This window comes from Acinetobacter sp. YH12049 (assembly GCF_013419875.1).
Classification (GTDB): domain Bacteria; phylum Pseudomonadota; class Gammaproteobacteria; order Pseudomonadales; family Moraxellaceae; genus Acinetobacter; species Acinetobacter amyesii.
The window spans coordinates 77,300-92,260 of record NZ_VOZH01000010.1; the positions used below are offsets into that span (position 1 = coordinate 77,300).

Sequence of the window (14,961 nt, forward strand, 5' to 3'; positions counted from 1 at the left end):
GTCAGACGTGGCGTTGAGCTTTTAACGTGGATACTGTTCCATACGACGGACTGGCTGTTCCAGTTGAGCAGCCGTGATCCATGCCACCACAGAAGGATGCTGCAAAATCTTTTGCATATAACGCTGTGTGTTGTCACTCACAGGTAGCTGGAAGGTCTGTAAACGTGTCACCACGGGTGCAAAAAATGCATCGGCAATACTAAATTCACCGCATAGAAAGCTATCCACCGCAGGACGACTCGACCAAATCTGCTCGATTCGAGTCACTTCAGCACGCAATTCAGCATGTTCAGACCATAATCTCTGACCATGACGACCATAATCCGCCTGTAGATTCATACTGCATAAGCTACGCAATTGCATAAAACTACTGTGCATTTCCGCGCAAATACTACGTGCCCATGCGCGTTGCGTGGGATCTTTAGGCCACAGTGGAAGATCTTGAAACTGCTCTGCCAAATATTCACAAATTGCCAATGAGTCCCAAATCATCACACCGTCATGTTGCAGTAGGGGCACTTTACCATTGGCATGTAGGGCTAACATTTGCTGCTTGAATGCTCCGCCATCTGCTTCTTCAGAAAAAGGAATCAAGATCTCTTGAAAGGGTAAATTAAACGCGTGTAACACCAACCACGGTCGCATAGACCACGTCGAATAGTTTTTATTGGCAATATATAATTGCATCATTTTTTATTCTCCACGCGATTTAAATTTTTCCAATTGCGCTAGCAATTCTTTCTCGCTAAATGCGCCCGTCAAACGCAGTCCACGTATCTCTTGATGCGCTGTATCTAAAAATAAATAGGTCGGTGGCCCTAAAATATCCCATTGATTGAGCAGAACTTGATGGGTTGCATCATACTGACTCAAATCCAACTTAATTAAGTAATACGGTGCCAAAGCCTGTTGTACCGAAGCCGATTTTAAAACTTTATGTTCAATCGGCTGACAGGCCACACACCAATCGGCATAGACATCAATAATCGCGGATTGACCTTGGGGAATTTCACTTAATAAACGTTGAAACTCTTCCGCTGTATGTGCCACATGCCAAGCACTTTGCTGTTGGTTTTCTTCGACTAAAAAACGTTGGCTGTGTTGATATTGACTGTACACAATATAAGGTACAGCTGCACAGAACACCAAGATATACAACCATTTGAGCTGAGTACTGCGCCATAAAATGCGCCAAAGCACATAAGCGCTAAACACCAGCCCCAGAGCAAGGGATAACCACTGTAACCAAGCTTCACTGATCAATGGTCGAATAAAATACAAAGCCAGTGCCAACATGATGAAAGCAAAGAGCACCTTGATTTGGTTCATCCACAAACCCGCTTTAGGCAATACCCGTGAGCCAAGGACACTGGCCAACAATAGCGGGGTCCCCATGCCAAAGCCGAGGGTGAATAACAACAACGCACCTTGCCACTGACTTTGGGTTTGGGAAATAAATAATAATGCACCTGCCAACGGTGCTGTCATACAAGGACCGACCAGCAATGCTGAAATCATCCCCATGACCCCAGCACCAACTAAACTGCCACCCTTTTGCATCGACTGAGCTTGGTCTAAGCGATTGACCCAACTGCGTGGCAATTTAAGTTCAAATAAACCAAATAAGTTCAGGGCAAAAACCACAAAGAGCACGCTAAAGGCAATTAAAGTCGAAGGCTGTTGCAACCAACGCTGGAAATTCAAACCTGCAGACGACGCCACCAAGCCAAGAATGGCATACACCATCGCCATACTGGTGACAAAAGTCAGTGCAATCATCCATGCTTTTAAACCTCGGCTGTCGCGGACAATCAGTGAGGTTAAAATCGGCAGCATTGGCAATGAACAAGGGGTAAAAGCCAGCAAAAAACCCAGGCCAAAAAACAGCAAAAGTCCATAAAATATAGAGCTTTGCGCTAATTTTTCAGACCACATTTGGTCGCTTGCGGTATAGCGTTCAGAAGCCAGTGCAGCATTATCTGCCCTCTGCTGATCTAAACGATTCGCCGTGGGCTGTTCGGCATTATTTTCTGCTGCGAAGTCGAGTAAGCGTTTATTTGGACTGGCAAGATTTTGCTGTGTGACCAAGCCAGAAGCATCCGTTTCAAAGCTGATGCTCTGTGGTGGATAACACACCCGATCCTTGGCACAGCCTTGCCAACTGACTTGATAGGTCTGCAGCTTTTGAGTTGGAATTTTAAAACTCAACTGTTGGTAATACACCTGCGTATGACCATAGTTATCGTCTTTTAAATCCTCAGCAGCAGGCAAATCCAAAGCCAAAACTTGATTGCCCTGCTTCACCTCTATTTTGTGCTGATACAGATAATAATGCGCTGGAATATCCCAACTCAGCTCCGCCTGATCTGCACGATCGGAGACGACCGAGAAAGGAAAAGCATCTTCAGCTGAAAGTAATGCATCCTGAGCAGAAACGCCCATACTGAACGACAGCACAGCCGCTGCCGCAACATAAGTCCATTGTTTCATTCAGCTGAATTCATCCTCAGTCTGTATTTATACGTTTTAAAATTTAGGGTTCTTTTAGAACAGGTAAGATACGCCCAAACCTGACTGATAATTTTTATGACCGCCAGTGAGTTCTAGACCGACGCTCGCATCCAACTGCATACGATCCGAAACGGCATATGTCAGACCTGAAGCCAAAGACACTTCCTGATCGGTACTCTCTGCTTTGCGATAAACCAGCTCAGAGAAACCCGATAAATTACCTGCTATTTGATATTCCATTCCCGGAATGGCACTCACAGCCCAATCACCATCTTGAACCTCATAACGCATGGTCATTGAAGTCCCAATTGTATCGCTATAATCATAAGCCACAGCGGAAGTCAGACTATAAATGTCATCTTCAGCACTAAAGCCTTCATTGCCTGTTGCAATAATGGCTTCAGCAAGAATAGCCATCGACAATTTCTCACCATTCAAATCAATGGCTTTTTTCAGGCCAATGCTGACATCACCCAAACCATCGTCTTCAACTGAGCGACCCGCAACTTTGGTTTTAGACCATGTAGGACCTTGCCAACCCAATTGCAATTCCAAATCTTTTGCCAAACCAGTACGGAATAACATGTCTGCATTTAAAGTGGTGCTTTTTACTTTTTCACCATTTTCATCACGACTTTCACTATAGCTCGCTGCTGGCAAACTTTGTTCCCATGCCAAACGACCTACAGGGGTAATGCCTGTGCCCATACCCGCGCCCGGACGGTCAAATGAAAAATCCGCCGCAAATGCAGACAGGCTCAAACTGGATAATGTTGCAATGCTTAAAACTTTAAATACAGTCATGTTTTTACTCACAATTATGCTAATTCTTTGGTCATTTTTGCGCCATGGCTACGCAAAAGCTCCAAGGTTTGTTTTTCTTCTTCCAATGCTTCCGACCAATTTACCGCGTCAAAATCACAGTCAAAAAATAATTCACTAATCGACGACAAAATGGTTAAACCATCGCTATCAATCATATTTGGATTCACTTTTTCATCCAATAAACGCTGTACCGCAGGGACACATGCTGCACTCGCGGCATCCCATAATGGACCATAAATTTCTTCAGCATCCCATAAATACACATTGGCTTTGGCTTGAATCAGCGCTTCCAAGATTTGCATATGTACGTCTAAATGTTGTGTTTTCTGTTCTGCTGTTAAGGGTTGGCCTGCTTCATACGCTTCGCAAACCATTTCCCACCATTTAAACAAACCATCAGACCATACAGAAACCGCAGGTCCTTTTTCAAAGTCGATAAAATTTGGATTAAGACCATCTGCCAACAGGCGTTGCACCTGTGCAAGATCTTGTTCTTCTAACGCTTGCACAAAAAGCTGTTGTTGCGCTGTTAACATCTGGAAAGCTCACTTCAATTTATTTTGATCTATTATGCCGAATAAAGCTGCGTTTGTTTGAATTTCATGTAAAACAAAATACAAAACACACAAAAAAAGCCCCGCAGGGCTTTTTTTAAATTTTGAGACTTATTCGTCGTCTACGCTGTCATCCGCTTCAGCAAAAGCAGGTTGCGTACTGCGTGGGTTCTCTTTCTTTTCGAACACATGTTCAAGACTACGTTTAAGTCGATCAATTGCACCGTGAATAGCTGTATCTACATTATGACCACGATGGTTGACCACGACAGGTTTCAAACCTGCTGGACGTGCTTCAATCATACATTTGATGTCGTCGCTGCCGCCCTTGTCCCCATTTTCATCACTTAAATGCACCGAAAAGTGGGTAATGCGTTCACTATGGCGCTGAAATTCTTCATTAAGTTCTGCACGAACGTATGTAATTAGTCGATCACTGTTTATAATGTTTTTATCTGTACGGATTTCAATGTTCATAATATTATCCTCATATCTATCTGTATTAGCTATAAAAATTTGTGCAAAACTTATTATCTTGGCACGTTACATTTGCTGTAAATATTACAGCAATGACCATCTTCAACTTTGTATGGAACGTCGTCCTCCACATTGAATGATGAACACTTTAGAGTCTGCAGATCCGTGTCCTTATACTTCGAATATCGGTCTTAAGTTAGAATTTTGCAAGTGCTATTTTGATATTTTTTTAATATCCATAAAAAAAGTAAGACTTTATTATAGATTTGCATTGTTTTAATTGATTTGGGTCATATTTTTGTGCATTTCCTCGACGTCCACCATCTATTTGCACAAGTCAATTCGAACTCAAAATCTCGCTTTTACCGTCATTGATCATTCACAGCGTATTTCCCCTTCAAATTACAAAACAATTTTGCCGTTGAGTAAAATTTGGCTTTATTTTTGCTTAATAATCTGTATGCTTTCAGTGCTTCTCGGGGGAGATATTTTTTAATGAAACTTACACAAATCGTTGCATCATGTGCATTAGCATCTGCTGCTGCTTTCACTCAAGCTTCACCTATCGTATGGCAAGATTTCAGCTTAACTGGCCTATATGGTGAAAATTATGTTGTGCCTTTTGATGGTGACAACAATGAACAGAAAACGATCACAGCTGAATATGCCGCTAAACTGAAATATTCAGATGTATTCTTCTTCGTTGACCAAGCTTGGGACAAAGATGATGAAGCATCGACTTACCTTGAGCTTGCACCACGCCTTAGCTTAGGTGAAGTTTCTGGTAAAGACCTTTCTATGGGTCCGATCAAAGACGTTCTTATTGCAACGACTTGGGAACATAATGCCGGCTACGACAAAAATTCTGAGTTTAATAACTTCTTGTATGGTATTGGCTTTGCTTTAGACATTCCATATACACAGTATGCAAACATCAACTTCTATAAAGCGGATAATGATTCTAAATCAGCCGGTACTAAAGATGATTATCAAATGACGATCACTTATGCTGTGCCATTTAAAATCGGCTCTGAAGATTTTCTAGTAGATGCCTTCCTTGATTGGTCAACAGCTGAAAAAGGGGCGCAAGCTAGTGAATTAAACTGGACAAGCCAATATAAATGGAATATCGGTAAGCATATCTCTCCTAAGACTAAGCTCTACGTAGGTGTTGAACACTCGGTTTGGAACAACAAATATGGTCTGAAAGGTCAGGACCAAAACGATGTCAGCGCGTTGGTGAAATACCATTTCTAAGTTCAACTCAGAACGCGATGAAGAAAAAGCAAGGTTCATCACCTTGCTTTTTTTATGCCTAAGTTTTTAAATTGACTTTATTTTTATCAGAAATTTGCGCATGTCTTTTCTCATTCGACCTGCAATTCCACAAGACTTAGCGGCCATTCTCGCAATCTATAATCATGAAGTTCTCAACGGCTTTGCGACATGGAATGATCAAGCCTACAGCCTCGACTCTTTTCAACAGAAATTGCTGGAATTCCAAAAGCAAAATTTTCCATTTGTGGTGATTGAAGATCAGGATCAACAGCAAATCGCCGGTTATGCTGACTATGGTTCTTTCCGTCATTTTGCTGGCTATCGACATACTGTTGAGCATTCTGTCTATATTGACCCAAACTATGCTCGACTGGGTCTCGGTCAGCAATTATTAGAGCACCTAATTCAGCATGCCAAAAGCCAAAATATGCATGTCATGATCGCTGGCATTGATCACGGCAATAGCGCCTCGATTGCCCTGCACAAAAAATTAGGCTTTAAGCAAACAGGTTATATGCCCGAAGTGGGACAAAAGTTTGGTGAATGGCGTGATCTCGTCCTGATGCAACTTCAGTTATAACCCGTATTGAGCTGTGTTTATGGTAATTTATCCAAACGAATACCATCTTGTATCACACTCAGCACCGATAAATTATGACGCACCGCATCACGATAAAGATCTTGTAACTGTAAAAAAAGTAGTTTTAATTCGGCCAATTTAAGCTCTTGCTCAGGTGCGGTTTCTGCAATCGTGACCAAATAACGTTTTTTGATTTCATCCACGCTTAACTGTTGTAATGCCTGATGGATTTCTGCAACGCGAACTACAGTATTGTAATGCACTGCAAGGCTCAGTCCCGGTCGTCGCTCTGACAAAGGATGTTCTGCCTGAATGGCATAACTCAGTGCCGCAACTGACTCACTGTTCACGCTTAATAATGGATTCAACTCTTGCCACGCTTCCCCTAAAAAAAAGGAGTGTTGTACAAAAGGTGAATCCAAGACATCTTGAGGGGTTTCTGCTTCTAAAATCAGAGTTTCCAAATCATTCGGTGGGATCAAATATAATATCGCGTCCATATTCTTATCTTCTTGTTATGTCGTACATTTAGATTAATGTAATCCACACAAAAATAAAGCAGATATCTTGTATATTCGACTGCAGTTGATCGAATACTGATGGATGCCCATTCGCCCTTTACCAAAGTTTCAGTACTGCACTTAGCATCACTGAAGCACGACATGCTGAAGCTTCAAATGACGATACTGAGAACAACTTAAGCTTATGGTTTAAAACAAAAAAAATTTATGCCACTCGTTTTTTTGATGCCATTTCCATGACCAGCAACGATTTTTTGAGCGTAGTAAATTGAATGAAAAGAGTAACGAGCTTGATTGATACAAGCCCGCCACACATCGCAGTCAACTAAATGTTAAATCGCCACCAATTCCCGAATGCCTTTTTCAGGCATTTCACTACCGACACCTTGTGCAATCACTTGCCCCCGCGCCATCACGGTATATTCATCTGCCAGTTCTTCTGCAAAATCATAAAACTGTTCAACCAAAACAATCGCCATTTCTCCGCCATCAGCTAACTGACGAATCACACGACCAATGTCTTTAATAATCGACGGCTGAATGCCTTCAGTCGGTTCATCTAAAATCAATACCCGCGGTTCGGAAGCGAGCGCACGGGCAATCGCCAATTGCTGCTGCTGACCTCCAGATAAATCTCCACCTCGACGATGTTTCATTTCATCCAATACGGGGAAAATCTCATAGAGATGTTCTGGCACTTTTCGGGTTTTAGCGCCTTTAAATTTTGCCATCCCAATCAAAATATTTTCTTCAACGGTCAAGGTCGAGAAAATATCCCGCCCTTGCGGTACATAAGCTAAGCCTTCACGTACACGCTGTTCTGGACTTAGCTTAGAAATATCTTTGCCATCCAGTAGGATCTGCCCTGACTTGATCGGTAAAATGCCCATTAAACATTTTAAGAGGGTGGTTTTACCCACACCATTTCGCCCGAGCACCACTGAACATGCCCCCACGGGAGCGGCAAATGTCACATCTCTTAAAATATGACTGCCACCATAAAACTGATTGACGTCTTTGGCTTCTAACATGGTCTGCTCCTTAACGTCCGAGATATTTTTCAATGACATCTTCATTGGCTTGGACTTCGGCCAATGTACCCTCTGCCAAAATCGCACCTTGCGCCAACACGGTGACTTTTTCACTGATGGTGTCAATAAAGCTCATGTCATGTTCAACCACGATAAGGGTATGGTTCTTTTTCAATTCTAAACACAGCTCTGCGGTACGCTCTGTTTCAGCATCGGTCATCCCTGCTACGGGTTCATCTAGCAGAATCAACTTTGGACGCTGCATCAGTAGCATGCCTATTTCTAACCACTGCTTTTGACCATGTGACAACAGCCCTGCCGGTTTATGGATTAATTCTTCTAAGCGGATTTGTGCTAAAGATTCGTCCAAGGCATTTTGCGCATCTGGATCGAGTTTGCTGAAGAAACTCTTTTTCACCCGTTTATCTTTCGGTGCTGCCAATAACAGGTTTTCCATCACAGTAAAATTTTCAAATACAGTAGGCTTTTGAAACTTACGACCGATCCCAGCTTCTGCAATTTGCTCTGTACTCATTTTTGCCAAATCATAGGTTTGCCCAAAAAAAGCCGAACCTTCTGTCGGACGAGTTTTCCCTGTAATCACATCCATCAGCGTGGTTTTGCCTGCACCATTGGGACCAATGATGCAGCGCAGCTCACCTTCTTTGATATATAACGACAAATCATTTAATGCACGGAAAGAATCAAACCAGACACTGACTTTTTCTAAATACAAGGCAATGCCGTGACTGAAATCCGCACCCTGCTCCTTCGGTCGTCCATAGCCTTCAGCAGCATGACCGCCATGCGGTTGAACCCATTGATCACTCATTCGCTGCGCTCCTTTTTAAACCGCTCTAATAGCCCAATCACGCCTTTTGGTAGGAATATCGTTACCACAATAAACAGTGCACCTAAAATCAATAACCATGCCTCTGGATAAGCCACTGTGAAATAGGTCTTCACCCCATTGATTAAACCTGCACCCAAAATCGGTCCAATCAGCGTACCGCGTCCCCCTGCAGCCACCCACACCGCCATTTCAATCGAATTGACAGGGTTCATTTCACTCGGGTTAATAATGCCGACTTGAGGGACATACAGAGTGCCTGCAATCCCTGCGATCACGGCAGACAAGACCCATGCAGAGAGCTTGTACCATAAGGTGCGATAACCTAAATATTGCAAACGGTTTTCACTGTCACGAATTGCACCAAGTACGCGACCATAGGGTTTATTCATCAAGTGGCGTAAGCCGACAAAACAGACCAGCAAAGTCAGCGCAGTGAGGAAACACAGGGTTGCACGCATTGGTGCAGAGGTAATATCCATACCTAAGATGGTTTTAAAACCGGTAAAGCCGTTGTTACCGCCAAAGCCGGTTTCATTGCGGAAAAACAGTAGCGCCGCAGCAAAGGTCATGGCTTGGGTAATAATTGAAAAATACACGCCTTTAATTTTTGAGCGGAAGGCAAAGAAGCCAAAAATGAAGGCAATCAGTCCTGGGACCAAAACCACCAAAGCCAATGCCCACACGATATGTTCAGTACCCATCCAGTACCACGGTAGCTCGGTCCAACTCAAAAAGCGCATAAAGTCGGGTAAGCCATCGCCTGCTGCTTCACGCATGAGATACATGCCGAAGGCATAGCCGCCCAAGGCAAAGTACAGACCATGCCCCAAACTTAAAATGCCGGCATAGCCCCAAACCAAATCTAAGGCCAATGCCACCAAGGCGAGACACATAATCTTGCCAATGAGCGTGACCCAATACGCTGATAAATGCAGTGCTGAATCGGCTGGCAATACATGTAACCAAGGCAAAATCAGCAAAATGGCAAAGCACACGGCAATCGCCATACCGCTATAGGGTTTATCCGATAATAACGAAGTGATTTTCATGCGCTTACTCCACAAAACGGCCTTTGATGGCAAACAAACCTTGTGGACGTTTTTGAATAAACAAAATCACAAGAACCAGTAGAATAATTTTCGCTAAGACCGCACCCATGCCGATTTCCAGCACAGTGCCACTGACACCTAGACCTAAGGCAGCCAGTACTGCGCCCCATACTTGGCCAACACCACCCACCACAACCACCAAGAACGCATCAATAATATAGTTTTGTCCTAAATCAGGACCGACATTGCCGACTTGTGCTAAGGCACAACCTGCCAGACCTGCAAGCCCTGAACCTAAGCCAAAAGCCATCATGTCAATGCGGCTAGAACGGATACCTACGGCCTGTGCCATTTGACGGTTTTGCGTCACGGCACGAACAAATAAACCAAAGCGGGTTTTATTCAGCAAGTAAACCAGTAACAACAGTACCGCAACGGTAAAGCCAATAATGGCAATACGGTTATAAGGCAGCATCAGGCTTGGTGTCACAGCAATGCCCCCTGACAGCCATGAAATATTCGACACCTCAACGTTCTGCGCACCAAAAACCATGCGCACCAATTGCATCAAAATTAAGCTCACACCAAAGGTGGCTAATAGTGTTTCCAATTGACGGCCATACAAGGGACGAATAACGGTACGTTCAATCAACATGCCGATCAAAGCACTAACAAAAAATGCAGCAGGAATCGCGGCAATCAAGTACCAGTCGACATAGCTACTGAGATAACTCTTAAACAGGCTTTGCACCACATACGTGGTATAGGCCCCGATCATGATCAGTTCACCATGCGCCATGTTAATTACGCCTAGCAGACCATACGTGATGGCTAAGCCCAGTGCCGCAAGCAATAAAATACTGGCCGTGCTCAGTCCAGAAAAGACATGTCCAGTCCATTCACTGGCTTGAATACGGGTTTTAATATTGCTCTTGGCTTCTGTCAGTGCGGCTTTTAACTCGGGATGCAGATTGGCTTGTTGTAATTCCTGCTCCACCATTGCCAACACATCGGGACGGTTAGAATCTTGCAGCACTTTAGCCGCCTGTATTTTTTGTAATACATCGGGGTTTTGATAGTCTAAACGTGCTTTGAGCTGCGCTAAACGGGCTTTAACTTTGTTATTTTTTTCATTTAAATACAATTGATTAATATTTTTAACATCCAACTCAGCCAAGTTATTTTCTAAAATATCGATCGCATCTAAACGCTGGTTTAAATCATCCGATTGCAGCTTTTCTTTCGCTTGCGCAAACGTTAAGGCTTTACGAAGGGTATTCACCAAGGTGACTTGAGATAAATCGGCAGGCCAATCCGTCACGGTTTGCAAATCAGGATAGCTCAATAATTTTTCGTCAGTTTCTAAAATATAGGTTTGACCGCTTTGACCACTATATAACTGGTCTTTTTCGACCAATGCGGCCAACTGATCTAAGGATTCAATATCGCCCGGCCATTGATTGAGTAAGCTGCGGCGCTCGGTAAAACTCCCGCGAACAAATTGCTGAATGGCGTCACCTTGCTGCACAGATTGCACCGTAGACACCACATCCGCTGCAGTTTCTGCATGCACGATTTGCAGACAGAATAATTGGCTCAGGAATAGAAAAAGGATCGGGAAATTGCGTAATTTTTTCATCTTATAAGCATCCCTATTGAGTAATAGAACAACCCCATCTAGGGCTCACATCAAAACATGCCCACTACACAATGGCAGCAGGCATTTGGATTGAATTATTTCGGGATGTACGGGCTCCATGGCTCTGCAGCTATGGTTTTTGCGGTTTTGTGTACCACATCAAACTGACCATCGGCACGGATCTGACCAATCATGACTGGTTTATGCAAATGATGGTTCGACGCATCCATTTGCAAGGTATAGCCCGATGGCGCTTTAAATTCTTGGCCGGCCATAGCTTCACGCACTTTATCGACATCTGTGCTTCCTGCTTTTTCTACCGCTTGTTTCCACATATTGATGCCGACATAGGTAGCCTCCATCGGGTCATTGGTCACAAATTTATCGGCATTTGGCAGTTTGTATTCCACGGCATACTGCTTCATTTTATTGGTGAATTCAGTATTCACTGGATTTTTCACCGACATGAAGTAGTTCCACGACGCCAAGTGTCCGACCAGCGGCTTGGTATCGATACCGCGTAATTCCTCTTCACCCACAGAGAACGCCATCACTGGAATATCCGCAGCTTTGATGCCTTGGTTGCCCAATTCACGATAGAACGGCACATTTGAATCGCCGTTAATGGTCGAGATCACAGCAGTCTTTTTCCCTGCCGCAAACTTCTTCACATTGCCCACAATGGTTTGATAGTTGCTATGACCAAATGGGGTATATTCTTCCATGATGTCTGCATCGGCAATGCCTTTCGACTTCAAAAATGCACGTAAGATTTTGTTGGTGGTACGTGGGTAAACATAGTCTGTGCCCAATAGTACAAAGCGTTCTGCCTTACCACCCTCTTCACTCATCAGATATTCAACAGCAGGAATCGCTTGCTGATTCGGTGCTGCACCTGTGTAGAAAATATTTTTAGACTGTTCCTGACCTTCATACTGAACAGGGTAGAACAATAAGCCATTTAATTCTTCAACCACGGGTAAAACCGACTTACGAGATACCGACGTCCAGCAACCAAAAATCACGGCTACTTTGTCTTGGGTAATCAACTGACGGGTTTTTTCCGCAAATAGTGGCCAGTCCGATGCCGGATCCACCACCACAGGTTCTAGTTTTTTGCCCAATACCCCGCCATTGGCATTAATTTCATTAATCGCCATCAAGGCCGTATCTTTTAGAGAAGTTTCTGAGATCGCCATCGTGCCTGACAGCGAATGTAAGATCCCGACTTTAATAGTATCGCCACTTGCTGCAGCGGCTTTTGGTTCTGATGTAGCGCTTTCTGTTTTTTCTTCTGCAGGTTTTGAACAGCCCGTTAAAGCAATCGCCCCAGTCATCGTTGCCGCTAAAATACTTTTAGCAAATACATTGCGTTGAAACATTATTCACACTCCCAACCTAAGCTTGTAATTCACATTTTTAAAATGCATTTGTTGTCTTTCATCACAACAGAGCAATTCAATAACTGTGCCAAGCCTTATTTTTTATTTTGATTGAGTGCTTTTATTTATTTTTAAATGTTATTTTTCAAATAGTTACAATCATAAAATTTGCTTTTAATTTTTTATGGGTCGATTCAAAAATCGTAAAATCACCGCAAAGATGCATACAAACTTGTATCCAACATTTGACCTATAATTGAACAATTTTGCGACGTTTTTCAAAAAACACGGTGTTTTGGCACACAAATCATGCAGCTTTTCCTAAATTTGAAGCAAAAAAAAACCACTTGCGTGGTTTTTTCCTTGTTGCAATTTTAAACCGCTAAATCGGCCAAATTACCCTTCTGTTCCAACCAATATTTACGGTCTGAAGAGCGCTTCTTCGCCAATAATTTGTCGAGTAAACCTGAAGTAAACTGTACGTCATCCAAGTCCAGTTGCACTAAACGACGTGTATCGGGATCCATAGTCGTTTCACGCAGCTGACTCGCGTTCATCTCGCCCAATCCTTTAAATCGTGTGATTTGAGGATTTTTGGTTTTACATTTCTTTAAGATGCTTTCTAGTTCATCTTCATCCAAGGCATAGTGCACATCTTTATTGTCATCTATACGGAACAGCGGTGGCATCGCCACAAACAGATGTCCTTCCTCAACCAAAGTATGGAAATGTTTGACGAACAATGCGCAAAGTAAAGTCGCAATGTGCAAACCATCCGAGTCGGCATCGGCCAAGATACAAATCTTGCCATAACGGAGTTCTGACAAGTCATCACTGCCCGGATCTACACCAATCGCAATCGCAATATCATGTACTTCTTGCGATGCTAAGACTTCATCAGAAGACACTTCCCAAGTATTTAAAATCTTACCGCGGATCGGCATGATCGCTTGGAAGTTCTTATCACGTGCTTGCTTGGCAGAACCGCCCGCTGAATCCCCTTCCACAATAAACAGTTCAGATTCTTCTAAGGTATGGCCCACACAGTCAGCCAGTTTACCTGGTAAGGCTGGACCTGAAACGATCTTTTTACGTTCAACTTTCTTCGCAGCTTTTAAACGGCGACCGGCCTTGGCAATCACCATTTCTGCCAGTTGCATAGCAATATCGGAGTTTTGATTCAGCCACAGTGCAAAGGCATCTTTGGCAATATTTAACACCACACTAGAGGCTTCACGGCTTGAAAGTCGTTCTTTAGTTTGACCCGAAAATTGCGGCTCTTGGAATTTTAAAGACAGAATAAAGTTGACGCCATCCCAGACATCTTCGGCAGACAGCTTCATATTACGCGGCAATAAATTCCGTAATTCACAGAACTCACGAATCGCATCTGTCACACCCGAACGTAAACCGTTGACATGTGTACCGCCTTGCGCAGTTGGAATCAAATTGACATAACTTTCTTGAATCTGTTCGCCGCCTTCAACGTTCCAGCAAATGGCAAATTCAGCACTAGCACGTTCAGCTTCACCAGTCGCCACAAATGCAGGAACAGGAACGATGTCACGGTCTTGCAGTTCATCCATCAAATAGTCAACCAGACCATTTTCAAACTGCCATTCAATTTTTTCGTTATTGATTTGATCGACATAAATGATTTGTAGACCGGCTGCCAATACTGCTTTGGCTTTTAAATTATGTTTAAGTGCTTTTAAGGCAAATTTAGGCGAGTCAAAATATTTCGCTTCAGGCCAAAAATGCACGGTTGTTCCAGTCGCACGTTTGGCACATTTACCTTCTAAAACTTCCAGTGGCGCAACTGGCTCACCGTGTTCAAAGGCCATTTTATACAGGTTGCCATGACGTTGAACTTCCACCTCAACACGGTTGGACAATGCGTTGACGACAGAAATCCCCACACCATGCAAACCACCTGAAAATTGATAATTGTCTGTGCTGAATTTACCGCCGGCATGTAGTTTGGTCAGAATGATTTCAATCCCGCTTTGACCATACTCAGGATGGATGTCAACTGGCATCCCACGACCATTATCTTCAACTGACAATGAGCCATCTTTATACACTGTCACGGTAATTTTATTGGCATGTCCTGCAAGCGCTTCATCGACGGCGTTATCTATCACTTCCTGCGCCAAATGGTTTGGTCGTGTAGTGTCTGTATACATCCCCGGACGACGACGTACCGGATCTAGGCCAGATAAAACTTCAAGTGATTGAGCCGTATATTGCGTCACGTTGCA

Annotated in this window: 14 protein-coding genes; 2 read left to right on the forward strand and 12 right to left on the reverse strand. The window is 43.4% G+C overall.

Translation table 11 applies throughout. From position 1 onward, the window contains the following. Positions 1-21: 21 nt before the first annotated feature. The 5 genes from FTU05_RS06085 to FTU05_RS06105 all read right to left on the reverse strand — a co-directional run bounded on the left by FTU05_RS06085 (position 22) and on the right by FTU05_RS06105 (position 4,367). Complete coding sequence (locus FTU05_RS06085; RefSeq protein WP_180004380.1) at positions 22-690, reverse strand: glutathione S-transferase family protein; 669 nt, start codon at positions 688-690, stop codon at positions 22-24. A 3-nt stretch (positions 691-693) separates the two neighbouring features. Next, positions 694-2,490: a protein-disulfide reductase DsbD gene (dsbD, locus tag FTU05_RS06090; protein WP_180164616.1), complete on the reverse strand. Its 1,797-nt coding sequence runs from the start codon at positions 2,488-2,490 to the stop codon at positions 694-696. A 54-nt stretch (positions 2,491-2,544) separates the two neighbouring features. Further along, entirely contained in the window at positions 2,545-3,315 is a 771-nt protein-coding gene (locus tag FTU05_RS06095) for a transporter (RefSeq protein WP_180059749.1), read from the reverse strand. Positions 3,316-3,329: 14 nt separating this feature from the next. Beyond that, entirely contained in the window at positions 3,330-3,872 is a 543-nt protein-coding gene (locus FTU05_RS06100) for an ankyrin repeat domain-containing protein (RefSeq protein WP_180164618.1), read from the reverse strand. A 129-nt stretch (positions 3,873-4,001) separates the two neighbouring features. Then, positions 4,002-4,367: an HPF/RaiA family ribosome-associated protein gene (locus FTU05_RS06105; protein ID WP_078190593.1), complete on the reverse strand. Its 366-nt coding sequence runs from the start codon at positions 4,365-4,367 to the stop codon at positions 4,002-4,004. Positions 4,368-4,862: 495 nt separating this feature from the next. On the opposite strand from FTU05_RS06105, the gene FTU05_RS06110 reads away from it, so the two are divergent. Next, positions 4,863-5,624, forward strand: coding sequence for an outer membrane protein OmpK (locus FTU05_RS06110; RefSeq protein ID WP_168379688.1), 762 nt, complete (start codon positions 4,863-4,865; stop codon positions 5,622-5,624). Between the two features lie 100 nt (positions 5,625-5,724). Beyond that, a complete protein-coding gene (locus tag FTU05_RS06115) occupies positions 5,725-6,225 on the forward strand; it encodes a GNAT family N-acetyltransferase (RefSeq protein WP_111885126.1) in 501 nt (166 codons plus the stop codon). Positions 6,226-6,242: 17 nt separating this feature from the next. On the opposite strand, the gene FTU05_RS06120 is transcribed toward FTU05_RS06115, so the two are convergent. The 7 genes from FTU05_RS06120 to parE all read right to left on the reverse strand — a co-directional run bounded on the left by FTU05_RS06120 (position 6,243) and on the right by parE (position 14,955). After that, positions 6,243-6,725, reverse strand: coding sequence for a DUF1877 family protein (locus FTU05_RS06120; RefSeq protein WP_180116803.1), 483 nt, complete (start codon positions 6,723-6,725; stop codon positions 6,243-6,245). Between the two features lie 353 nt (positions 6,726-7,078). Next, on the reverse strand, positions 7,079-7,777 hold the full coding sequence (gene urtE / locus FTU05_RS06125) for an urea ABC transporter ATP-binding subunit UrtE (RefSeq protein ID WP_180164620.1): 699 nt from the start codon (positions 7,775-7,777) through the stop codon (positions 7,079-7,081). Between the two features lie 10 nt (positions 7,778-7,787). Next, a complete protein-coding gene (urtD, locus tag FTU05_RS06130) occupies positions 7,788-8,609 on the reverse strand; it encodes an urea ABC transporter ATP-binding protein UrtD (protein WP_180164622.1) in 822 nt (273 codons plus the stop codon). Continuing rightward, positions 8,606-9,679, reverse strand: coding sequence for an urea ABC transporter permease subunit UrtC (gene urtC, locus FTU05_RS06135; RefSeq protein WP_180164624.1), 1,074 nt, complete (start codon positions 9,677-9,679; stop codon positions 8,606-8,608). The genes urtD and urtC overlap by 4 nt, the downstream gene beginning before the upstream one ends. A 4-nt stretch (positions 9,680-9,683) precedes the next feature. Continuing rightward, complete coding sequence (gene urtB, locus FTU05_RS06140) at positions 9,684-11,318, reverse strand: urea ABC transporter permease subunit UrtB (RefSeq protein ID WP_180164626.1); 1,635 nt, start codon at positions 11,316-11,318, stop codon at positions 9,684-9,686. Positions 11,319-11,413: 95 nt separating this feature from the next. Further along, positions 11,414-12,700: an urea ABC transporter substrate-binding protein gene (gene urtA / locus FTU05_RS06145; protein ID WP_180004371.1), complete on the reverse strand. Its 1,287-nt coding sequence runs from the start codon at positions 12,698-12,700 to the stop codon at positions 11,414-11,416. 374 nt (positions 12,701-13,074) lie between these two features. After that, the gene (gene parE, locus FTU05_RS06150; RefSeq protein WP_180164628.1) at positions 13,075-14,955 is read right to left on the reverse strand and encodes a DNA topoisomerase IV subunit B; all 1,881 of its coding nucleotides are present in this window, start codon (positions 14,953-14,955) and stop codon (positions 13,075-13,077) included. Between the last annotated feature and the right edge of the window lie 6 nt (positions 14,956-14,961).